At 45.3% G+C, this 22,460-nt stretch carries 21 protein-coding genes and 2 pseudogenes; 16 read left to right on the top strand and 7 right to left on the bottom strand.

The window, feature by feature from the left end; all coding sequences use genetic code 11:
• Positions 1-181: 181 nt before the first annotated feature.
• Positions 182-481 (top strand): ComEA family DNA-binding protein, encoded by a 300-nt coding sequence (locus tag OCV19_RS11615; RefSeq protein ID WP_048661473.1) that lies wholly within the window; start codon positions 182-184, stop codon positions 479-481.
• Here the strand turns inward: OCV19_RS11615 and rrtA are convergent.
• Entirely contained in the window at positions 472-1,020 is a 549-nt protein-coding gene (gene rrtA, locus OCV19_RS11610) for a rhombosortase (protein WP_048664256.1), read from the bottom strand. The two genes, OCV19_RS11615 and rrtA, sit on opposite strands and share 10 nt — an antisense overlap.
• A gap of 9 nt (positions 1,021-1,029) precedes the next feature.
• Here rrtA and OCV19_RS11605 point away from each other — a divergent pair, with 9 nt between their 5' ends.
• The gene (locus OCV19_RS11605; protein ID WP_065676674.1) at positions 1,030-1,629 is read left to right on the top strand and encodes a tRNA-uridine aminocarboxypropyltransferase; all 600 of its coding nucleotides are present in this window, start codon (positions 1,030-1,032) and stop codon (positions 1,627-1,629) included.
• Between the two features lie 26 nt (positions 1,630-1,655).
• Here OCV19_RS11605 and OCV19_RS11600 read toward each other — a convergent pair whose 3' ends face one another.
• The 3 genes from OCV19_RS11600 to OCV19_RS11590 form a co-directional block, all read right to left on the bottom strand.
• A complete protein-coding gene (locus OCV19_RS11600) occupies positions 1,656-2,999 on the bottom strand; it encodes an anti-phage deoxyguanosine triphosphatase (RefSeq protein WP_065676675.1) in 1,344 nt (447 codons plus the stop codon).
• 55 nt (positions 3,000-3,054) lie between these two features.
• Positions 3,055-3,639: a 5'-deoxynucleotidase gene (gene yfbR / locus OCV19_RS11595; protein WP_065676676.1), complete on the bottom strand. Its 585-nt coding sequence runs from the start codon at positions 3,637-3,639 to the stop codon at positions 3,055-3,057.
• Positions 3,640-3,808: 169 nt separating this feature from the next.
• A complete protein-coding gene (locus OCV19_RS11590; RefSeq protein ID WP_017060166.1) occupies positions 3,809-5,041 on the bottom strand; it encodes a pyridoxal phosphate-dependent aminotransferase in 1,233 nt (410 codons plus the stop codon).
• Between the two features lie 296 nt (positions 5,042-5,337).
• Between OCV19_RS11590 and OCV19_RS11585 the strand changes: the two genes are divergently transcribed.
• The 7 genes from OCV19_RS11585 (at position 5,338) to OCV19_RS11555 (ending at position 13,047) form a co-directional block, all read left to right on the top strand.
• Positions 5,338-6,645, top strand: coding sequence for an isochorismate synthase (locus OCV19_RS11585; protein WP_065676677.1), 1,308 nt, complete (start codon positions 5,338-5,340; stop codon positions 6,643-6,645).
• Positions 6,642-8,366: a 2-succinyl-5-enolpyruvyl-6-hydroxy-3-cyclohexene-1-carboxylic-acid synthase gene (menD, locus tag OCV19_RS11580; RefSeq protein ID WP_065676678.1), complete on the top strand. Its 1,725-nt coding sequence runs from the start codon at positions 6,642-6,644 to the stop codon at positions 8,364-8,366. The genes OCV19_RS11585 and menD overlap by 4 nt, the downstream gene beginning before the upstream one ends.
• A 9-nt stretch (positions 8,367-8,375) precedes the next feature.
• The gene (gene menH, locus OCV19_RS11575; RefSeq protein WP_065676679.1) at positions 8,376-9,176 is read left to right on the top strand and encodes a 2-succinyl-6-hydroxy-2,4-cyclohexadiene-1-carboxylate synthase; all 801 of its coding nucleotides are present in this window, start codon (positions 8,376-8,378) and stop codon (positions 9,174-9,176) included.
• 102 nt (positions 9,177-9,278) lie between these two features.
• Positions 9,279-10,145: a 1,4-dihydroxy-2-naphthoyl-CoA synthase gene (gene menB, locus OCV19_RS11570; RefSeq protein WP_017060170.1), complete on the top strand. Its 867-nt coding sequence runs from the start codon at positions 9,279-9,281 to the stop codon at positions 10,143-10,145.
• Positions 10,146-10,220: 75 nt separating this feature from the next.
• A complete protein-coding gene (gene menC / locus OCV19_RS11565; protein ID WP_065676680.1) occupies positions 10,221-11,228 on the top strand; it encodes an o-succinylbenzoate synthase in 1,008 nt (335 codons plus the stop codon).
• Between the two features lie 52 nt (positions 11,229-11,280).
• The gene (menE, locus tag OCV19_RS11560) at positions 11,281-12,714 is read left to right on the top strand and encodes an o-succinylbenzoate--CoA ligase (RefSeq protein ID WP_065676681.1); all 1,434 of its coding nucleotides are present in this window, start codon (positions 11,281-11,283) and stop codon (positions 12,712-12,714) included.
• 165 nt (positions 12,715-12,879) lie between these two features.
• Complete coding sequence (locus OCV19_RS11555) at positions 12,880-13,047, top strand: hypothetical protein (protein WP_017056955.1); 168 nt, start codon at positions 12,880-12,882, stop codon at positions 13,045-13,047.
• 133 nt (positions 13,048-13,180) lie between these two features.
• Here the strand turns inward: OCV19_RS11555 and OCV19_RS11550 are convergent, their stop codons facing one another.
• The 3 genes from OCV19_RS11550 to OCV19_RS11540 all read right to left on the bottom strand — a co-directional run bounded on the left by OCV19_RS11550 (position 13,181) and on the right by OCV19_RS11540 (position 16,730).
• Positions 13,181-14,101 carry a YeiH family protein gene (locus OCV19_RS11550; RefSeq protein WP_048613077.1) on the bottom strand — a complete coding sequence of 307 codons (921 nt, stop codon included), beginning with the start codon at positions 14,099-14,101 and terminating at the stop codon, positions 13,181-13,183.
• A gap of 146 nt (positions 14,102-14,247) precedes the next feature.
• Positions 14,248-16,122, bottom strand: a complete 1,875-nt coding sequence (locus OCV19_RS11545; protein ID WP_065676682.1) for an MFS transporter — start codon at positions 16,120-16,122, stop codon at positions 14,248-14,250.
• A 17-nt stretch (positions 16,123-16,139) separates the two neighbouring features.
• Positions 16,140-16,730, bottom strand: coding sequence for a TetR/AcrR family transcriptional regulator (locus OCV19_RS11540; RefSeq protein ID WP_017064073.1), 591 nt, complete (start codon positions 16,728-16,730; stop codon positions 16,140-16,142).
• A gap of 200 nt (positions 16,731-16,930) precedes the next feature.
• Here OCV19_RS11540 and OCV19_RS11535 point away from each other — a divergent pair, with 200 nt between their 5' ends.
• The 7 genes and pseudogenes from OCV19_RS11535 to tsgA form a co-directional block, all read left to right on the top strand.
• Positions 16,931-17,839 carry a Tim44 domain-containing protein gene (locus OCV19_RS11535; RefSeq protein ID WP_004736112.1) on the top strand — a complete coding sequence of 303 codons (909 nt, stop codon included), beginning with the start codon at positions 16,931-16,933 and terminating at the stop codon, positions 17,837-17,839.
• A gap of 267 nt (positions 17,840-18,106) precedes the next feature.
• A complete protein-coding gene (deoD, locus tag OCV19_RS11530; RefSeq protein ID WP_061033645.1) occupies positions 18,107-18,814 on the top strand; it encodes a purine-nucleoside phosphorylase in 708 nt (235 codons plus the stop codon).
• Positions 18,815-18,886: 72 nt separating this feature from the next.
• A pseudogene (locus OCV19_RS11525) lies at positions 18,887-19,099 on the top strand (MFS transporter TsgA); the annotation flags it as partial.
• 75 nt (positions 19,100-19,174) lie between these two features.
• Complete coding sequence (gene tnpA / locus OCV19_RS11520) at positions 19,175-19,474, top strand: IS66 family insertion sequence element accessory protein TnpA (protein WP_065677713.1); 300 nt, start codon at positions 19,175-19,177, stop codon at positions 19,472-19,474.
• Entirely contained in the window at positions 19,471-19,815 is a 345-nt protein-coding gene (tnpB, locus tag OCV19_RS11515) for an IS66 family insertion sequence element accessory protein TnpB (protein WP_065677712.1), read from the top strand. The genes tnpA and tnpB overlap by 4 nt, the downstream gene beginning before the upstream one ends.
• A gap of 86 nt (positions 19,816-19,901) precedes the next feature.
• On the top strand, positions 19,902-21,431 hold the full coding sequence (gene tnpC / locus OCV19_RS11510; RefSeq protein ID WP_086738437.1) for an IS66 family transposase: 1,530 nt from the start codon (positions 19,902-19,904) through the stop codon (positions 21,429-21,431).
• Between the two features lie 11 nt (positions 21,432-21,442).
• Positions 21,443-22,426 (top strand): annotated as a pseudogene (gene tsgA, locus OCV19_RS11505) (MFS transporter TsgA); the annotation flags it as partial.
• Positions 22,427-22,460: the final 34 nt, after the last annotated feature.

The raw sequence follows: 22,460 nt of genomic DNA, 5'->3' as shown, positions 1-22,460 counted from the left end.
TGTTGTTTTTCAAATTAGGTTTATTCGATAAATCAGATTTGTGAGCCAACAAACACACTGATGAAAACAAGATGTATAACGAAGCGGGTCACTTAGGTGACCCGCTTTATTTTTGTCTGGTGATTGTGTTATCTAGTGCGGCAAATGCATAAGTTACCTTTTTTGTACAAAGGAACGATTTATGCGCACGATATATTCAACACTACTTCTTTCATTTCTGATGCTCTTAAGCCCTGCAGTGTTTGCAGACAGCCCAACTAAAGCTGAGCTTTACGATGGCATTGAGATTACGGTTAACATCAATACCGCGACAGCAGAAGAGCTATCAGCACTGCTGGTTGGTGTTGGTGACAAAAAAGCCCAAGAGATTGTCGACTACAGAGAGCAGAACGGGGCGTTTACAACTGCTGATGGCTTGGCGAGTGTCAAAGGGATAGGTGAAGCGACAGTTAAAAAGAACCGCGAAAGAATTCAGCTTTGATCCGTTTCTTTATTGGTTAGGTATAGAACGATAGCTATGAAGCCCCCGACCAGAGCACCTGCTAGGTGGGCTTCAATTGCGACACGAGCGTTAATCAGTTCGCCAGTCGTGCTAGAGGGGCCAACAAGCTGCTCCCAAGCGATTTTAGCTACTAACCCCAACACTAATAGCCAACTAGATTTCCTGCCGTTTAAAGCCTCTCTGAGCGCGAATAAGCCAAACAACCCATGCAAAGTGCCAGATAGGCCAACATAGATCTGAATACTCGAAAACAACAGAGCGATCCCAGTCACTAGACTAATCACAAGCAGAGCAAGAACAAGCTGTTTTTTACTCGGTTGAAACAGATAGCTGATGATCCATAAGCCTGCTAGATTCATCAGAAGGTGCGAGTAGTTGGTATGTGAAAAGTTTCCTGTTAGGATCCGCCACCATTGCCCCTCGGCAATCGCATTGCTATCCCATACGACCCAAGCTTGTATTGGCTCAAATTGGAATAAGACGCATAAAAGTGAAGTGAAAATTAAAACAGGGTACACATTAAATCCATGTCTCGTTATTGCCCCCAATGCAGCAAGGCTTTGAAAGCTTGTATTTGTCAGTGGGTTACACCACTCGAATCGAATGTTGAGCTTATCATTCTTCAGCACCCATCAGAAGAGCACCGTCCGAAGGGAACCGCGCGTATTCTCTCGTTATCTCTAAAAAACAGCGTGACGCTTGTTGGTGAAGACTTTTCAGACAACGAACAACTGAACGCATTGCTGGCCGATGAACAGTACCAACATGTGATTTTATACCCAAGTGAAAATTCTGTGCCTGTTGAGTCGGCAACATACCCAAGCAAGAAGCTACGTGTGATTTTATTGGATGGGACGTGGAAGAAAGCATTCAAGATGTGGCAAGTGTCGAATAACTTGCATGCGTTGAACACGGTCCACTTACCCAAAGATCTCAAGGGTAATTACCGAATTCGCAAAGCACCCAGTGAAAACAGCCTTTCAACCGTTGAAGCTGGCTATCATTTGCTTAGCTTGTTAGAGAGTGATGGCGAATTTAGCCCTTTGCTAACGGCATTTGATCAAATGATTCAGTTTCAAATCAATCAAATGCCGCCGGGTGTGTTTGAGAAAAACTACTTAGATTAAGCCGTTTCAGTAAAATGAGTCAGGAATTAAAACTCGGTATGAGCCGAGAACAGTTGCTGATGCATTTTCTGCGCAAGATCATCAGTCATTGATGAAATGTAATCCGCAATCACGCGCATTTTTCGAGACTCATCTTGATGCTGTAGCCATTGCTTCTTGATGGGCAGTGGCAGCAAGCGTTCAGGATCAGCGCTGAATGTTTCAAACATATCCATGATGATCTGTTGGCCTTTGTATTCGATGACTTGAACCTGAGGCACTTGAATCACAAACTCGCTGACAAAGTGTTTCAGTTTATCAAGCGTGCCGTCCATGCTTGGTTCAAGCACCGCATTGTAAGCCAAAAGCACATTCTCAAAGCTAGCATCCACTCGCTTAATTGAAATACTGGTCAACAATGCGTTGACGATTCCACCAATCGCATCCTTTCGACGATACTGTTCACCAGAGAAAAGCATCTCTGTAATTGAATCTAGGTGTTCACAAATCCAAGGGTCGGCCATCTCTTTCAGCTGAGGGTAAGCCGATTCGATCCACTGAGCTTTGGTCACAGAACCAAGCACAATCGCATCTTCTAAATCGTGCACGCCATACGCGATGTCATCAGCCAGCTCCATGATCGAACAGTCCAGTGACTTATATTTGGTCTTATTGTGCTCAAGTGGCTCGGTATGCGTTTTTCTTTTCTGTTTTAGGAGCTGTTGGTCGCTGCTTGAAAGCGGTTCAAGCACCCAGTTAAACAACTCTTCATCATGATCGTAGATGCCTTTTGCCGGCATCCAATCTTTGGCTCGGAGCTGTCGTTGATGCTTTACAGGTTCAGACTGTAATCTCGCTTGGACTTGACTGAGCAGCGAAGGGTACTTAATTAACCCCAGTAGCGTGCGTCGAGACAGGTTCATCCCGTGATTCTCAGTGTAAGGTTCTAGCTGAGTGACAATGCGAAACGTTTGAGCGTTGCCTTCAAAGCCGCCGTGGTCGCGCATCATATAGTTGAGTGCGACTTCGCCGCCATGTCCGTATGGTGGATGACCGATGTCGTGAGCTAAACACAGTGAATCAATCAAGCTGTCTGAGGGTAATAGGTCTCGAAATTCGGGCTGCTTTTTCTTCAGTTGAGCGACGATACCGGTGCCAAGCTGAGCGGCCTCAAGAGAGTGAGTAAGGCGCGTTCGGTGAAAGTCGTTGACCGTGGTGCCATGGATCTGGGTTTTCGCTTGTAAGCGGCGGAAGGCAGCAGAGTGAAGCACGCGTGCACGGTCACGCTGATACGGGCTGCGATGATCATCACGTCTTATTTTGTGTTCATCGTCATTTCGATGCTGCCATTCTTGTTCGAGTACAAAGGGGGGTTCGAGTAGAGAATTCAAAATAGCACCTATCAAATTGATTTTATTTAGCTAATTAAAAACAACTTATACCCAGCTAGCTTATCTCGTCTAGTGATAATTCAAAGCTCGGCGCAAATGTGGTGAGAAAATAGTCCATTTCTGGGCTTTTGCGTTGTTCGAGTGTCTCTTCCAGTCGGCGCTTGGCTTGTTCGTATTCATGATTGCCCGCACTGAGCTCTTCCAAGCATTTCAGGTAAGCACAGATAGTATCTGCCTGCTTGACGATGCTTTGCTCTTCTTTACTCGCAGTACCAGATATTAAGAAGGGGGCGAAGTCGTCTCGGAACTCTTCTGGCAGCATCGAAAGTAATCTTTGCTCTGCTGCGGCTTCTATCTTTTTATATTCTTGGGCAATGTCTGGATTGTAGTATTTAACCGGCGTTGGTAGATCTCCAGTCAGCACCTCACTGGTGTCATGGTACATACCAAGCAGGGCTATGTGCTCTGGATTGAGTTTGCCATCAAATTTCTTGTTTTTGATAAGTGCCAAGGCATGGGCGACGAAAGCGACCTGTAGGCTGTGTTCTGAAATGTTCTCGCTTGAGACTGAGCGCATCAAAGGCCAGCGTTGGATAAGCTTCATGCGTGCGAGATGGGCGAAGAAATGGCTCTGTTTCATAAATGTCCTATCTAGAGAGTGCTCCACTCGTATTTTGTGTTTGCGCAGGCATACGAGACAGCGGATACAAAAAAGGCTCCTAAACAGGAGCCTTTTAAGCATAGAAGTGAATGAATACAAGTTAAAGTCTTTTAAAACAGCAAATTGTAGCCATCTTTCTTTGTGCTTATTAACCTTCGATGAGGTCGTCTTGGCTGTAAGTCTGTAAGAAGCGCTCTAGACGACCAATCGCGATTTCTAGATCTTCGATGTGCGGCAGAGTCACGATGCGGAAGTGGTCCGGTTTCGGCCAGTTGAAGCCAGTACCTTGAACCAATAACACTTTCTCTTGCTTAAGGAAGTCGAGTACAAACTTCTGATCGTCTTTGATGTTGTACATGTTGGTGTCGATCTTAGGGAACAAGTACATTGCGCCTTTCGGTTTCACACAAGAAACGCCAGGGATCTTGTTGATCAGTTCCCATGCACGGTCGCGCTGTTCAAGCAGTCGACCACCAGGAAGAATCAGCTCATTGATACTCTGATAACCACCGAGTGCGGTTTGGATAGCGTGTTGCATCGGAACGTTGGCACACAAACGCATTGAGGCCAGCATTTCTAGCCCTTCTACATAGCCTTTTGCTAGGTGTTTAGGGCCTGTTAAGAACATCCAACCACCACGGAAACCACACACACGGTAAGCTTTAGATAGGCCGTTGAACGTCACCATTAATACATCTTCAGCAAGCGTTGCCACTGAAGTGTGTACCGCACCGTCGTAAAGTACTTTGTCGTAGATTTCATCGGCGAAGATGATCAAACCGTGCTCACGAGCAATCTCAACCACTTGCAGTAGGAAATCACGGCTGTATACCGCGCCCGTTGGGTTGTTCGGGTTGATAAGAACGATGCCGCGCGTCTTTGGTGAGATCTTCGCGCGCATGTCGTCTAGATCTGGATACCAATCAGCATCTTCATCACACATGTAGTGAACCGGTGTGCCACCAGAAAGCGCAACAGACGCTGTCCATAGTGGGTAGTCCGGAGCGGGAACTAAGATTTCATCACCATTATCCAGTAGCGCCTGCATAGACATAACGATAAGCTCTGATGCGCCGTTACCAATGTAAACGTCTTCTACATCAAGGTTACGTAGGCCTTTTTTCTGGTAGTGCTGAACAACCGCTTTGCGGGCTGAATAGATGCCTTTTGAGTCGCAGTAACCTTGAGATGTCGGTAGGTTGCGGATTACGTCAACAAGGATTTCATCAGGGGCGTCAAAACCAAATGGGGCGGGGTTACCAATATTAAGCTTCAGTATTTTATGCCCTTCTTCTTCCATGCGCTTAGCATGTTTGAGTACAGGCCCCCTGATTTCGTAGCATACGCTGTTGAGTTTTGACGACATCCCGATATTTTGCATTGCCGATTTCCTGAAATTAATTTAAATACTTTATTAAAGTACCGCAAAATGGCGTTTGATAGAATAAAAATCTGATGAATGTCGCATTTCAGTGTCACGTTTAGCCTTTTTGTTGTCACTCTTTTCTAAATTTTAATTAATCGCTTTCTTGGTTATTGGTTAAGATGAATAAAGGGGCGGGATCGCTTAAAATCACAGGAATGTTGAAAAGATATAGTACATTCTTGATCTAAGTGGGTACTGCCCATAAAGTATCAAACTAATATAATAATAATTTAGATGTGAACGAGGTCGATTTGTCACATTTCCAGCAAACTATCTCCGCTTTGATTGAGCGAGTACAAAATGCCCAAGCAAGCGAAGTTCGTTGTGTTGAAGTTCTAACGCAAAAACCATCGTTTGCATTTATAGAATGGCTTCATGCTCAACCGCTCTTTCCAAAGTTCTACTGGCAGTCACGTGACACTCGTGAAGAGGTCGTCGCGCTCGGTCAACTGCACACTTTTTCTGATCCTGCTCCCGCGTACGCAATTCTTGGTGAAGACCAACGAATCTGGGGTGGACGTTCATTTGATGGACATACCGCAAAGAACCGTCGTTGCATGGAATCGTTTTTCTTCCTTCCTCAGGTTGAATTGATTCGCTTTGACAATACGTGGTCGCTGGCGGTTAATTTGTCCCCTGATCGCGTTTCTTCTATCAATGCTTTGAATAAGCTTTCTGTGGAAGCCGCGATATTGGCGCCTTTGTCTGCCCATATTGAACAGATCAATCACGTTCCAGAAAGAGAACAGTGGGGTAACCTTGTCGATAAAGTGCTGCAAGGCATTAGCGACGAAGAGTATAAAAAAGTCGTTTTAGCGCGTAAAACCACATTGCAGCTCGATGCGCCTATCTGCGCAGCTCAATTACTTAAAGCCAGCTATCTGCAAAATCACCACAGTTTCCACTTTATGTTGGTACTGGATTCTAAACACAGTTTCATTGGTTCGACACCAGAGCGCTTATATAGCCGACATGGTACTGAGCTCGATACCGAAGCTCTAGCGGGAACCATTGGTCGCGGAGAAAACGCGACAGAAGATATGGAGTTAGCGAACTGGCTTTCTCAAGACAGCAAAAACCTCAATGAGAACCAGTATGTGGTAGATGACATCATTGAGCGCCTCACTCCTCATTCTCAAAAGGTCCATGTTGAAAAGGATACGCGTCTTGTGCGCTTGCGTAAGGTGCAGCATCTTAAGCGTAATATCCACGCTCAGCTTAATAATGGCGTTAACGGTGTGCAGTTGCTTGCTGCATTGCAACCTACTGCTGCGGTAGCGGGTTTACCGCGTAAAGAGGCGATGGATTTCATTCTTGAACACGAACCGTTTGCTAGAGGTTGGTATGCAGGGTCTGTAGGCTATATCAGTCATCAGCGAGCGGAATTCTGCGTGGCGATTCGAAGCGCCTTGATTGTAAACGATCAAGTACAACTGTTTGCTGGCGCGGGGATCGTGCCGGGATCGGTTGCCGAACATGAATGGCAAGAGCTGAACAAGAAGATGTCTACTCTGCTTAGCTTAATTTCAGATCACCCTCCATTGGGTGTCGCGTCATGAATCACGACCAAGCCGTATTAAACAGAGTTTGGTGTCACACGTTACTTGAAGAGCTTGCACGCAATGGCGTTGAACATGTTTGTGTTGCGCCGGGCTCTCGCTCAACGCCATTAACTCTCGAAGCTGAAGCCAACTCCAAGTTAACCTTACACACGCACTTTGATGAGCGTGGTCTTGGATTCTTAGCTTTAGGTTTAGCAAAAGCAAGTGATAAGCCAGTTGCGGTGATTGTGACATCAGGAACTGCTGTGGCGAATTTGCTTCCTGCGACGGCTGAATCTGGGCTGACACGAGAGAAACTGATCTTACTGACCTCTGATAGACCCATCGACTTGGTCGGCTGTGGTGCTAATCAAGCGATTCAGCAGCATGGTATCTTTTCTTCCCATGTAGAAAGTGCTTTAAACCTGCCAAGCCCAACCACACAGATTTCTTTGAATTGGTTTTTGACATCGGTTGATAGCGCGCTTGCGAAACAACGCAATCTGGGCGGTGCGATTCACATCAATTGTCCGTTCCCAGAGCCGCTCTATTCTAAGAACAGTGCTGACATGTATGCTGACTACACTAACAGTATCGCTGGGTGGAGCTCGTCAACAACCCCGTATTCTAATACCTGTTTACCCAACCATTTGACTGTACAGCCGATAGCGCCGGGCGATTACCTAGCGCGTAAAGGTGCGGTGATTATTGGTTCTATTGATAAAGAAGCGGCAACAAAAGCGCAGCAGTTTGCTTCGGCTTTGGGCTGGCCAATTTTCTGTGATCCTCAATCGGGCGTGAGCAGTAATTGGAAGCATTATGATCTGTGGTTACAGAGTGACTCAGTCAAAGAGCAACTCAACCAGTGTGATTTCATTCTTCAGTTTGGTGAGCGCATTGTTTCTAAGCGATTAAACCAATGGGTTAAGTCACAAGCGGCTTGGTTCGATTGCACGCAATATGTCGTGGTTTCACCTGATGCGCACCGTATAAATCAAGACCATCTGCCTCAAACTCATATTGTTGCCAATATTGAGTCATGGATAACCGATCAACACCTGCCAACGTTGTTGGGCAAACACTCGGGTTGGGCGACGCCTTTAATCGAGGTCGCAAATACTGTTCAGCAACTCGCCCTCGCGCAAATATCCAACAATGACCAATTGACGGAACTCAGTGTTGCCGTTGACTTGTCGTCTAGACTTAAAGGTAGAGAGCTATTTGTGGGAAATAGCTTGATGGTAAGGCTGGTGGATATGCTGTCATCAATATCTGCGAATCAAGTTTACAGTAACCGTGGTGCATCGGGCATTGATGGTTTGGTGGCGACGGCTGCGGGCGTGGTGAAAGCCAACCAGAATCCTTTGTTGATGTTGATTGGTGATACCTCTTTGTTGTACGACCTCAATTCACTGGCTCTGCTGACTCATAATTTAACGCCGATGGTTATTGTTGTGACCAACAATGACGGTGGTGCGATCTTTGACTTGTTGCCGGTACCAGAGCAGCAGAAACAGTCACTTTATCAAATGCCTCATGGTTTCAGTTTTGAACACGCTGCTGCGCAATTCCAGCTTGGTTATGCGGTGCCAGAAACTTTGAATTGCTATCAAAACATTATCGAACAACATTTCGAACAGGGTCAGGGTACCTTGCTCGTGGAAGTTAAGACGCCTCCCGAACAAGCGTCTACTTTGCTGAAACAATTCAGTTCAATGCTCACCGAGGCATTAGCCTAAGGACTTTACATGCTTTACTCTGATTATTACCCAGCTGTACAAGATTCTTCTGACAAACCTTTGCTTGTTTTCTTACATGGTTTACTCGGAAGCGGGGATGATTGGAGTGCATGTCATCCATTCCTCGAGAATTTTCCTCTCCTTTGCATCGATTTACCCGGACACGGACAAAGTCGCTTTATCGATCCGGTAGGGTTTGATCATTGCTGCAAGAAAATTGTCCAGTGCATCACATCCCAACTGGCTCTCAACGATCTTCCTGCCGATTATCCTATCGTGGTGATTGGGTATTCTATGGGTGGAAGGCTTGCTATGTATGGGGTGACAAGCCCTTGCTTTGAGACGCTCAATCTAGAGAAAGTCATCATTGAAGGTGGCAACTTTGGCTTGGAATGTGATGAAGAAAGAGCACAAAGGTTAGTACACGATACACAATGGGCTGTTCGCTTTGCACAGCAGTCGATTGAAGATGTTTTAGACGATTGGTATCAACAAAGCGTCTTTTCTTCACTAAATCATGAGCAAAGACAAACTTTGGTCATAAAGCGTAGTGGTAACCTTGGAGTATCCGTAGCAAATATGTTGTTATCTACTTCGTTAGCTAAGCAACCGGATTTACGTGCCACATTGAAATCTCATGAGCATTTATTGCATTATGTATGTGGAGAAAAAGATCGTAAATTCATGGAGCTAGCTGAGAATAGTGGCTTTGAATATAGTCAGGTGGATTACGCGGGTCATAATGTTCATTTTGAGCAACCTGAGCTGTTTTCTAACCTGATAATCCAATGTATCGCCAGTCGTCGTTAATCTGACTGAGCGATTCTCTCGTATCAAGCACTATCAAAAGCAGAGCAACACCGTCACGACTATTCGTTAGTCGTGGTCTCTAATAGAACAATGGGAATCACCATGGCTAAAACAGTAGGCATCACAGAAGAAGAACTTTACGCGGCAGTTAACTGGAGCGATGAAAGCAGTCAATACGAAGATATTCAATACCACAAATCTGACGATGGTATTGCAAAAATCACGATTGCACGTCCTCAAGTCCACAATGCGTTCCGTCCACAAACCGTAAAAGAGATGATCAACGCACTGGCTGACGCTCGTTACGACGAGAAAGTAGGCGTGATCATTTTGACGGGTCTTGGTGAGAAGGCGTTCTGTTCTGGTGGTGACCAAAGTATTCGTGGTGACTACGGCGGCTACCAAGATGATTCAGGTACACACCATCTGAATGTACTTGATTTCCAACGTCAAATTCGTACTTGTCCAAAACCAGTTATCGCAGCAGTATCGGGTTGGGCAGTAGGCGGCGGTCATGTACTTCACATGATGGCAGACCTTACTATTGCCGCTGAAAACGCGCAGTTCGGTCAGACGGGTCCTAAAGTGGGTTCATTCGATGGCGGTTGGGGTGCTTCTTACATGGCTCGTATTGTTGGTCAAAAGAAAGCGCGTGAAATCTGGTTCTTGTGCCGCTTCTACGATGCACAAGAAGCACTGGACATGGGCCTTGTAAACACTGTTGTTCCTGTTGCTGACCTAGAAAAAGAGACCGTTCGTTGGTGTCGTGAAGTGCTTCAACACAGCCCAATGGCACTGCGTTGCTTGAAAGCGGCACTGAACGCTGACTGTGATGGTCAAGCAGGCTTACAAGAGTTGGCTGGTAATGCAACCATGATGTTCTACATGACAGAGGAAGGCCAAGAAGGCCGCAACGCATTCAACGAGAAACGTCGACCGGACTTCGACAAGTTCCCGCGTAATCCATAGTCTTTCTCCTCTTCAAAATGAGTCGCTAATAGCGGCTCGTTTTGTTTTGATGTTCCCCGTTTTTTAGGAAACTTTATGAACTCAGTGAATTCTCAGCGTCACGCTAAACTCTACCGTTATCAATTATCTATGGATAGTGGCGTGGTTCTTCGTGACAACAAGTTGAACGAACGCGTTGGCTATATCATCCAACTTGAGTGTGATGGTAAAACTGGTTTTGGCGAAGTTGCGCCTTTGCCCGGTTTTAGCCAAGAAGATACCGAACAAGCTGGCATTCAGCTTCAACACGAATTAGAGCTTTGGAGCCACAATAAGTCTCAAACGCCTCTCGACGAGCTGTATCCTTCTGTCGCGTTTGGCTTTTCAATGGCGATGATGGAATTGCGAGGCGATCTTAACGCTCAAGGAAACTACCAAGCGGCGCCTTTGTGTACAGGCGATCCAGATGAACTGATTCCTGTATTGAATGAGATGCAAGGCGAGAAGGTCGCGAAAGTGAAAGTCGGCCTCTACGAAGCGATTCGTGATGGCATGCTTGTCAGCTTATTTCTTGAGTCGATCCCTGATTTGACCCTAAGACTTGATGCTAACCGTGCGTGGAAGCCAGAGAAAGCGAAGCAATTCATTAAGTACATTTCGCCGTCACTGCGTCAGCGTATTAGCTTTATTGAAGAGCCTTGCCAAAAACCAGAAGACAGCTTGGCATTTGCCATTGACCATGGCATAGCGATTGCGTGGGACGAAACATTGCAAGAAGCGGTGCGAAGCCCAGAGTTTGATCTTAGCGACCTTACTGGTGTTAAAGCTGTCGTGATCAAGCCAACTCTTATTGGTTCTGTCGAGCGTTGTGTGGCAATCATTGAGCGTGCACAGCAACTCGGTATCAAACCAGTACTAAGCTCAAGCATAGAGTCTAGCCTTGGCTTAACTCAGATTGCTCGATTAGCACAACAATACTTGCCTAATGAAGTTCCAGGACTTGATACAATTGGCTTGTATCAGCAACAGCTAGAGGTTTCTTGGCCGGGTTGTCAGCTTCCGGTTTCTACTCTTGAACAGCAACAATTGATTTGGTCTTCTTAGGCTGATCGTTCGATTGGCTTAGACCGTTTTCAATCTATAACTTGGTTATCTTATGATGCGCCCACAATCTAATCATCACCCGCTTTGGGTACAGTGGGCGCAGCAAAACCCACATCAAACAGCGTTAGTGACTACTCACCACACTTATACTTGGCAGCAAGTGTCTGTGCTAGTGAGTGAGTACCAGCAACAGCTATCTCATCAAGGCCTATCTGAAGGTGATGTACTGACGATTGTTGGTAAGAATCAAGCTGAAGTGATTCCTGCTTATCTTGCCGCACTTAATTTGGGTGTTATTTGCGCTTTCACCATGCCTCAACCTCGCTTACGCCTGAAGCAAAAGCTCGATTCCTTATATCAAGCGGGTCAACAAAGCTACCTTTGGCTTTTGGACAGTAGCGGGATAGAGCAATCAGAGACTGTCGATTTAAATACTCAGTTGGTGACCTTGTCTTGCTTAAATGAAGTGAAGGTCGATGGTGATGATAATCGGATAACGACATCTCAAGACTCCAACTTCAATCCGCAAAATCTAGCAAGCATCGTATTCACTTCTGGCTCTACTGGAAACCCGAAAGCGGTGGCTCACACGTTGCAGCAACACTTATGTTCAGCTCAGGGTTTACTAGACGTTTTCAACTTTGAACAAACCGACACTTGGTTACTGAGTTTACCTATGTACCATGTGTCGGGGCTGGCGATAGTTCATCGTTGGTTAGCGGCTGGTGGCTGCATCAAGATAGGCACAGGTCAGCTTGAGTCAGACATCGAAGGTTGCAGTCATGCCTCTTTAGTGGCTACTCAACTACATAGGTTATTGCAGAGTAAGCAAGCACTTACTTTAACTCATGTGCTTTTAGGCGGTAGCCATATCCCAGAAGCGCTAGGGCTTGAAGCTCAACAAATGGGCATTGAAACTTGGCTTGGATACGGCATGACAGAAGCGGCTTCAACAGTGACCGCGAAGCCAGTCGATTCTAGTAATACTGCAGGTTTTGTTCTCGACCAACGCCAGTTAAAAATTGAAGACCAACGTATCTTTATTGGCGGTAATACGCTTGCTTCAGGTTATTACTATCAGGGCGAGTTAACACCGTTGGTGGATGAGAACGGTTGGTTCGACAGTAAAGACCTCGGCGAATGGGATGGCGAACAAGTGTCGATTATTGGTCGCGCTGATAATCAGTTTATTTCTGGGGGAGAGAATATCCACTGTGAAGAAATTGAACGAGCACTGAATCAGTTATCTTTAATCAATCAGGCGTTTATCGTTCCAATTGAAGATGATGAGTTCGGGTTTCGACCTGTCGCTATTGTGGATTGTACGGATTTACCAACCAAAGAATGGTTTACCGAGCAATTAAATGGCCGTCTGGAACGGTTCAAATTTCCTGTCGAGTACTATCGAATGCCTCATCAAGAACAGCTAGGCATTAAGGTTTCACGCGCAGGATTGGCATATTGGTTGTCTCAGCATAGGAGTTAAAGGTAAGCGCTTACCTCGACGTTATTTGCGAAGTTGTTAGGTGACTAAGCTGTCAGGCGGTTAGTTAATTTAGCAATTAGATAGTTCAAAACAGAATTTATTATCTTTATAACCATCCATCATAATAAGCCATATAAACAACGGATTATAGAATAAGGTCTTATTATGAAAATTGCCCTCATCATTGCGGTTTTACTGCAGATAGGCCAAGCGGTCATCTCGTCAGGGTTGACTCGTTCGTTGGCTGAGCTCACCGCATTTGTGTTGGTTGTGGTACTTGTTTTAATGAAAAGAGAGAGTAAGAAGAGTGATAAGCCCCTGTTTGATTCGTGATTGTTACAACAAAGAATACCCTTACCACAAACGATAAAGGCAAAGCCCATTGGAGCTTTGCCTTTTTGTTTTGTTGCTCGCTAACCTGAGTGTCTAGGTAACCGAACAACCATCTAAAGCATTTCTATGCGGGCTAGGCGAGAGTTAACCACGCCAAAGAACCTGTTGAGATCATGACCCACATTGTAATACCAAACATCAGTGGTTTCGGCCCTGCCGCTTTTAACTTTTCAACTGAAATACCACAGCCAATTAAGAACAAACACACCACCAGTGCTCGCTTAGACACATCAAAGATCCCTTGATACACCATCTCAAATTGTGGCAGTAAGTCACTCACCGCGATAGCGGCGCAATAGAAGAAAATGAAGTAAGGAACCGTAATCTTCTTTTGATCGTTCTTGAAGATCATCGCACTGATTAAAGCGATTGGGATGATCCAAAGTGCGCGAGCGAGCTTCAACGTTGTCGCTGTCGTCAGTGCTTCTTCGCCATACGCTGAAGCTGCACCTACTACAGAAGACGTATCGTGAATCGCAATAGCTGCCCAAGTACCAAATGTTTGTTGGCTGAGTTCAAGCGCGTGACCAATCATCGGGAATAAGAACAGAGCAACCGAGTTCAACACGAATACAGTGGCTAATGCCAAGCCAATCTGTTCATCGTCTGCTTTGATCGCGGGTGCCACTGCTGCTATCGCGCTACCACCACAAATCGCGGTACCAGAAGAGATAAGATAGCCCGTAGTGCGGTCTAGCCCCATTCGTTTAGCCAAGAACCAACCAATGACTAATGTACCAATGATGGTCGTTACAATGAGCCCAATACCATCGCCTGTTACTGCTAATGCTTTTTCAAACTGAATACCAAAACCCAAGCCAACAATAGAGTAGGCCAGTAGCTTTTTGGTAAGTTTGCCGACTTCCAAGTGTTCAGGGACTAATCCTAAACTAGCAAGCAGGAAACCGATAACCAGGGCTGTCGGTGAGCTAACCCAAGGCGTTAAGCAAAACAGTGCAGCAAGATAAAATGGAACGGACTTTTTTAGGTTCATTGTATTTAGAGTCTTGTTTTGTTGTGGTGTTATTGTGATGAGACCACTATACGTTCAATAAAATGATAAGTAAGTCTAAATGAATTGAACAAACGTTAAGGAAAACTTAACGCTTGTTCAACTGATATGAATAAAAGGCTGGTTAACTAGCGTAGTGATCCGCGAAGGTCAGAGACTGACTGTCGAAGCGTTTCACAAGAGGCTTGTTTAGGTGAAATCGGCTCGCCAGCTTCTATCTCTAACTTGGTCCAGAAGCGAGTCGGTAACCCTTTGCAGGCACGGCCTTTGTAACGACTAAAGTAGCTGCCCCATAACCCTTTGAGAGCCATTGGAATCACAGGGACAGGGGAACGTTTGATGATCAGCTCCATACCACGCATGAACTCAGCCACTTCGCCATCAGAGGTGAGCTTTCCTTCTGGGAAAATACACACGATGTGACCTTCATGTAGCGCACGCTCTACTTCTTTGAAAGCGTTTCGAATCGAGTTGCGGTTGGTCGCGGAGATTGGAATCACCCCAGCTCTTTTCAAGAAGCGTCGAATTGGCGGTAACTTGGTGTAATCCTCTTCCATCACAAAACGGATCAAGCGAGGGCAAACCGCACTCAGCAGCAGTGCATCCATATAACTCACATGGTTGCAGACAATCAACGCACCGCCTTTTTCTGGCAGGTGATGTAAGTTCTTGTTTTTAACCCGGTACATGGTGTGAGTGACCACCCACGTAAAGAAGCGGAAAGCGTAGATAGGCACCTGATAAAACAGGTACAGCATCACCAAAGTGTTGCCTACTGCGAGCAAGATAAACAGCTGTGGAATTGAAAGATCTAGAACACTAAGGCAAACAATACCTAATACCGCACTTCCCACCATGAACAGTGAGTTGTAGATATTGAGCCCGGCAATCACTTGGGCACGCTCGTCGGGCTTGGCGCGTAACTGCATCAGTGAATACAGAGGAACGATAAAGATACCGCCAGAGATACCCAGAAGCAGAAGGTAAGCAAATAGCGGCCACAGCTCTGAATAGGTTACGAATTGATGGAAAGAGCTAAAGTCAGGCAAAGACTCCGGGATGGATATCGCCATCAAAAGGCCGAATATCGAGATACCTAAGCTGCCCATTGGCACGATGCCGATTTCAATTCGGTGATTCGATAACTTATCGCAAGCCAAAGAGCCGATCGCGATGCCTACCGAGAACAGCGCCAGTAAAAAGGCGACCGAGCTTTCAGTGCCATTGAGGTGCAGTTTGGTGAAGTTGGGAAACTGAGTTAGGTAAGCCGCCCCAAGGAACCAGAACCAGCTGATAGACATCAGAGCTTGAAAGGTCGGGCGATCTTTTTTGGCAATCGCCAGTGTCGCGCGGGTCAGTTTTACAGGTTGCCACTTTACTTTAAGATCTGGTGCATTGCTTGGTGCTTGTGGGATAAAGCAACTTGATACATAGCCAAGTACGGCGAACGAAACAATACACACCGCAGCAATGAGCTTCGCGCCTTCTTCAGATGCAATAATGCCTGCGCCTAGAGTACCAATCAGGATCGCTAAGAATGTACCTGTCTCGACGAGAGCGTTACCAGATACCAGTTCTTTTGTTTCTAACTGCTGTGGAAGCAGGGCGTATTTCACCGGACCAAAGAAAGCACTCTGCGTTCCCATAAGGAACAGAAGCAGAAGTAATATTCCGTAGCTTTCGTAGATGAATCCGATCGCACCTAGTGACATGATCACTACTTCAAGGAGCTTAACTTTACGGATAAACCACGATTTTTCGTATTTGTCGGCCAGTACACCGGCCAAAGCTGAAAATAAGAAGAAGGGCAGAATAAAAAGGCCAGCGGCCAAATTAATGAATAGATTGCTGGAAATAGGCAGCGTGTCTACGCTTGCGAAAGCAACAAACAGTAACAGGACATTTTTGAATATGTTGTCGTTAAAGGCTCCTAGAAATTGGGTAATAAAGTAGGGTAGGAACCTTTTTTGCGTTAACAGCGAAGATTGGCTGCTGTTGTTCATTATCTTTCCTTGGATGATTACCAGTTGGTTAAGTAGTTTGAGACTAGGTTATTGATCAGCTCTTTACCATCAATAGGCTCAGAGGCGAAAAATTTATCATCAACGCTAAGTAGAGTAATTCCGTGTACTCCAGACCATAATACACGGCTGGCTTTAACGACTTCGCTTTTCGTATGTTCAGGAGCAATCGCTACGAGCAACTGCTCTAGCATGCCTGTCATTCTATCGATGCGGTTTGATTGCCATTCAGGAAGGTTTTCACCGTTCATGTTGTGCTCGAAGATAAGCTGCCAGCGGTGTGGGTGTCTCTGTGCAAAATCGTGGTAGCAGTAGGCAAGGTTGAATAGAGCTTGTTGAGGGTTGCTCGATTGTTCAACAGCTGCAGCCGATTCTGACGCCAGTTCATCTAATGTTTGAGCGACCACATGCAAAAGCAGTAGGTTGTAGTTACCAAATACATTTACTAAGGTACTTGGAACGTAACCAATCATATTGGCGATTTTACGTAGACTTAGCTCGTGATAAGAGTGCTCTTCTAAGAAGTCGGTTACCGTTTTTAAGGTTAATTGCACTAATTGCTCGCGAGTATGATCGTTTCGTCTTGCCATGGGTACTTTCTATTAAATGAACATCGTTCAATATTTTAATGCTGCCCCTGAGTGCCGTCAATCCCTTCGCTAGTTTAGTAATCAATTAATAGCTGCAATATTATGATACATGTGTAAGCACGGTGAATATTTCATTGTTCTTTGTTAACGAGTATGATTAAGGTGTCGAAAGATAAAGAACCCTATTATAAAGGATAATAATGAAACGATTTTTCTCACTAGTCGCGATCCTGTTGGTAACAGTCGCGGTGACGCCAATCGCGGAAGCGAAAAAGTTTGGTGGTGGTAAGTCATTTGGCAAAAGCTTTAAAACGGCTCCAGCACCAAAACAACAAAACACGAATTCGATCCGTCAAGATCAAACAGGTAAGAACACAGCAGCTAACTCTAGCAAGAAAGGCCTTATGGGCGGTCTGCTAGGTGGCTTACTTGCTGGTGGTCTTTTAGCTGCATTCTTTGGTGGCGCATTTGAAGGTATCCAGTTCATGGATATTCTGATCATGGGTCTGATTGCTTTCCTAGCGTTTAAATTCCTACGTGGAATGTTGGGCGCGAAGCAGGGCTCAATGAATCAGCAGAATGCACGTGGCCAACAGCCAGCATTCGGCGGCATGGGTCAGAACAAGTTTGAACAACCTAAGCAACAACCAAATGTTCATAACTTCGAGCAAGCACAACCTCAATCACAAGGCGCTGCTGGTGGTTTCGGTTTTGGTGCACAAAGCGATGTTCCACATAACTACCCACCGGGCTTTGATCAAGCGGCATTCATCAATGGTTCTCGTGAGCACTACCGTACACTGCAAGGTGCATGGAATCACAACGAACTAAACACAATTGAAGAATACGTATCTCCAAGCCTATTTGAAGACCTAAAAGCTGAGCGTAATAAGCTAGACGGTGATCAGCACACTGACGTAATGTACGTTGATGCTGAAATCGTTCGCGCAGATCACGATGGTAGCAAAGCACAGCTAAGCCTTCAGTTTAGCGGTCGTTACCGTGACACAGCGGATGGCGTTGAAGAAGATATCACTGATATCTGGCACCTAGAGCGTGACCTAACAACTAACAATGCACCTTGGTTAATTGTTGGTATTCAAGGTTAATTCCAGGATTTAACTCAGCATCAATAGGATGTAGTTATCCGGAATGACACCAAATAATAGAAAGCCCCTGCTGAGAAATCAGCAGGGGCTTTTTTGTGTGCTGAGGGTAGCAAGCCAATCATAACTAGGTTCTTAGAACGGCTACTTCTCTGTTTTGATAGAGAGATTCAAATTTGAGAGGCAGTACTTTGAAAGCGGACATTTGTCCTCAATGCTTTGTGCCATTACTCCTTATGATTGCGCCAACAAAACAAATAAGGAAACATTATGACTGCACATATTGCTGGCACTGCTGAGGATTTCGCATCTACAGTAATTATGCCGGGTGACCCACTACGAGCGAAATACATTGCTGAAACCTACTTAGAAGACGCAAAACTCGTGACTGATATTCGAAACATGCTTGGATACACTGGCTATTACAAAGGGCAGCGCATCTCAGTTATGGGGCATGGCATGGGTGTACCATCAATGGTTCTCTATGGTCACGAACTGATTAATGACTTCGGTGTTAAGCGCATTATTCGTATCGGCAGTGTTGGTGCAACGCAGAAAAATGTCATGATGCGTGATGTGATTTTGGCACAAGCCGCCGGTACAGACTCTCCAACTAATGCCAAGCGCAGCAGTGGCTATCACATGGCGACATCGGCAACGTTTGAGCTTTTACATAATGCTTACCTTTCAGCAAAAGAGAAGAATATAGATGTTAAAGTTGGCAACGTGTTTACTGGCGACCTTTATTACGATCCTGATGAAGATCTTATCCCTGCCTTAGAGCGTTTTGGGGTGCTTGGTATCGATATGGAAGTTGCAGGCTTATACGGGCTAGCACAACAATTTGGTATTGAGTCATTAGCGATCCTGACGGTGTCTGATCATTGTATCACGGGTGAGGAGACCACCGCAGAAGAGCGTCAGCTTTCATTCAACAACATGATTGAAATTGCTCTAGAAACGGCAATCAAAGCTTAAGCCTGTGTGGAGGGCTTAAAGTTAAGCTCTCCCAAATTAAAACATCTAACCTACGAGCCCTTGGAGTGAACAATGAAAAATAAAATGACACTCACTGCTATCAGTTTCCTCGCTAATTTCGTTATGGCGGGCTTTGCGACACAATTTGGTATGTTGGTCGAGCCAATAGCTAATGCATTTAACGCGAATGTAAATGAAGTAGCATCAATATTTTCTTTATTAAATGGTGGAGCACTAGCCGGCACTATTGCGGCTTTCTTCTTAATTGAAAAAGTCGGTATTAAAGTAAGCGTCTAATTAACCACACGTTCTAATTCCAACCAGCCTTTGTCATAGTTTTTCCAACCTAACGGAGGAACTATGACTCAATCTGAAAAACACCAACATTGGACGACCATTGTCTCTAACCAGCAAGAAAGCGGACTTTCTGTTCCGCAGTTTTGCAAAGAGCACGACATCAATTACGCCACTTTTCATTATTGGTTGAAGAAACTCAAACAAACTGATGATGAACAAATCGCCCACCAAGTGGTAATGAATGATCGTCCATCATTAAGTGCAGAGACGGTTGTTGTTCATCTACCGAATGGACTTAAAGCAGAGCTGCCGACCTCGTTATCACTGACACAAATTCAAACTTGGCTTAAGGCGCTGCAATGATCCCAAGTGGTGCCGTTTATCTCGTCTCGGGTATTACCGACATGAGAAAGTCGATTGATGGTCTGTCTCTCATTGTCGCAGACGTGTTAGAAATGGATCCATTAAGCAGCGCGTGGTTCATCTTTTGCAATCGTGGCCGAGATAAAATCAAAATTCTCTTTTGGGACACCAACGGATTTTGGCTCTACTATCGCCGATTAGAGAAAGGCCGCTTTAAATGGCCCAGACCTACAGCAGCGGGTCATATCCATATCTCAACTCAACAACTTAACTGGCTATTATCTGGGCTGAATCTTGAAAACCCTAAGGCTCATCAGCCCCTTTATGGTCGAGAAGTGTGAGCTAGAATACTGATCATCATATTGGGCTTGAACGATCCTTTTTCGCTGTCAGACTAAGTGGAAATGATAGATAACGAGCCCTAACCATGACCGAACTTCCTGATGATGTAGAACAACTCAAAGCGATGCTGCTTAAGCTACAGGAAGAGAACAGTGCACTCAAAAAGACGGTCGACACTCAAGCTGAGGAAGTCGTTGAGTTAGAAAACAAAATGCAGTTGCTCCTTGAGCAGCTTAACTTGAGTAAATCCAAACGCTTCTCGGCCAAAAGCGAAAAAGAGCCCAAAGGCACTTTCAACGAAGCCGAGCAGCAGAATGCATTACCAAAACCAGCTCCCAAGCATCATAAGAAGGGCCGAAAAGTGCTCCCTGCAGAGTTAGAGCGTGAAGTACATCAGCACACACTCAATGCCCCTTACTGTGAATGCTGTAATGAACCGCTGCATGAATGCGGTACCGAAGTCTCGGAAGAGCTAAAAATCATCCCTCAGAAAGTCAGCGTCGTGCGCCATGAGCGTACCAAGTACGCTTGCCGTCAGTGTGAAAAGACACAAACCAGCAGCAAAATTATCACAGCGCCTCGACCAGCCAATATGCTCCCGAAAAGCATGGGTAGCCCTGAAGCTTTCGCCGCAGTCGTGACAGCGAAGTATGTTGATGCGCTGCCGCTGTATCGTCAGGTTGAGATTTTAAAACGTTCTGATATTGACTTAAGCCGTGGGACGCTTGCCAACTGGTGTGTGCAACTGGGTAATAAGGTGAATGTCATCGTTGAAGCGATGAAAGCCCATTTACTGAATGAGAAGCTAATCTGCGCCGATGAAACCACCGTTCAAGTACTGCGAGAGCAAGACCGAAGTGCTCAGAGCAAATCTTACATGTGGGTCTATCGTAGCGGCGAGTTCGTCAAACAGCCTGTGGTGATTTACGACTATCAACCAAGTCGAGCGGGACAATGCGTCAAAGACTTCTTAGGTGATTATTCCGGTTACCTGCTTACCGACGGTTATCAAGCTTATAACGGTCTCGACAATGTCAGCCAAGCCGGTTGCTTAGCGCATGTCAGGCGCAAATTTACTGATGCACAAAAAGCCCAACCGAAGAAGAAATCAGGCCGTATTGAAAAGGCAATTAACTTTATCGCCAAGCTTTATGGCATTGAGCAAGAAGCTAAAGGCTTAAGTGCTATCGAAAGGCAGCAGTTACGCCAACAAAAATCAAAACCTATCTTAGACAAGTTCCACGAGTGGTTGCTGGAAAGCCAGGAAAAAGTGCTACCGAAAAGTCAGCTCGGTGGCGCCATCAATTACACGGTCAATCAATGGCCTAAGTTGCTCACCTATCTAGAAGATGGCGACATCAGCATTGATAATAATGTGACTGAGCGAGACATCCGCCCGTTTACAACGGGCCGGAAAAACTGGATGTTCTCAACCTCGGTTGAGGGCGCTACAGCAAGTGCCAACTTGTATAGCTTAGTGATGACGTGTCGGGCGAATAATATCAACCCGTATTACTACTTCGCACACTTGTTCAAAGTGCTACCAACGCGATCCCTTCAAGACGATCTGAACGATCTTATGCCTTGGAACTTAGAAATAGATGAGGTTGAATAAGGCCTCACTGCTTAATTAGACGCTTACGTATTAAACGCATGACGGTGTTGTGCTATGGCATTATCGCACTGTCCTCATTAGGCCTTTACATTGCACCTTCGTTATCGATCGTGATGTTATGTATGGCTATTATTGGTTTTTGTGGAGGTGTTGGTCTGTGTATCGCTGGTACTATTGTCGTTTCATTATGGAAAGACAAAATTCAGAGCACAATGTTAGTGGTACAAGACGCGACATTTAACATTGCAGGTGTTGTGTTCCCAATGATCACCACTTACGCACTTACTAATGCAATGAATTGGAGCATCAGTTACTTGAGTGTTGGCGTGGTTGCATTGGCAACAATGTTTATCGCTTTGCTGACTAACTTCAATCAATGTGGTGATGAAAGCGCAACACAAACTGAATCAAAGTCTGAATGGAACTTCGGCATTATTAGTGGTGGTATCGGACTATTCTTAGGAATGCTTGCCCTTTATACTTTCTTAACTTGGGCTCCAATGTTTGTGAAAGAGAAGTTCGATATTCCATTTGAACAAGCGGGTAACATTATTACTCAGTATTGGTCAGCAGCGTTGGTTGGTGCTTTAGTTTCGACTGTCATTGTGTCGCGTATGAAGATTCAGTACTTCTTATTGACGATCATTACACTTGCAATGGTGATAACGAGCGTCATCGTTACTACAAATCAACTAGAATGGCTCTCTTACCTGACTTATGGTTACGGGTTTGCTTGTGCTGCACTTTATAATGCTTTCATTGCTTATGGTGTGTCATTTGTGCGCAATGCATCAAGTAAGAATGTTTCTTATATATTGGTTAGCGGCAGTGCTGGTGCAATGTTTAGCCCTGCGATTAGCTCTATGATGGAAAGTATTGTTGGCTTACAAACAGTTATGTATGCCATCCCTGCAATATATGCTGTTGTGTTGGTGATGCTTATTGCATCTACAAAGTACAAAGCAAGCCAATCCAATCAAACTCAAACTGCATAAATAGTTATCGGTTTAAGCGACACTGAAAAGGTCT

This window comes from Vibrio celticus (genome assembly GCF_024347335.1).
Taxonomy (GTDB): domain Bacteria; phylum Pseudomonadota; class Gammaproteobacteria; order Enterobacterales; family Vibrionaceae; genus Vibrio; species Vibrio celticus.
Note: the sequence above shows the minus strand (reverse complement) of the source record. Positions and strands in the feature narration are given on the sequence as shown.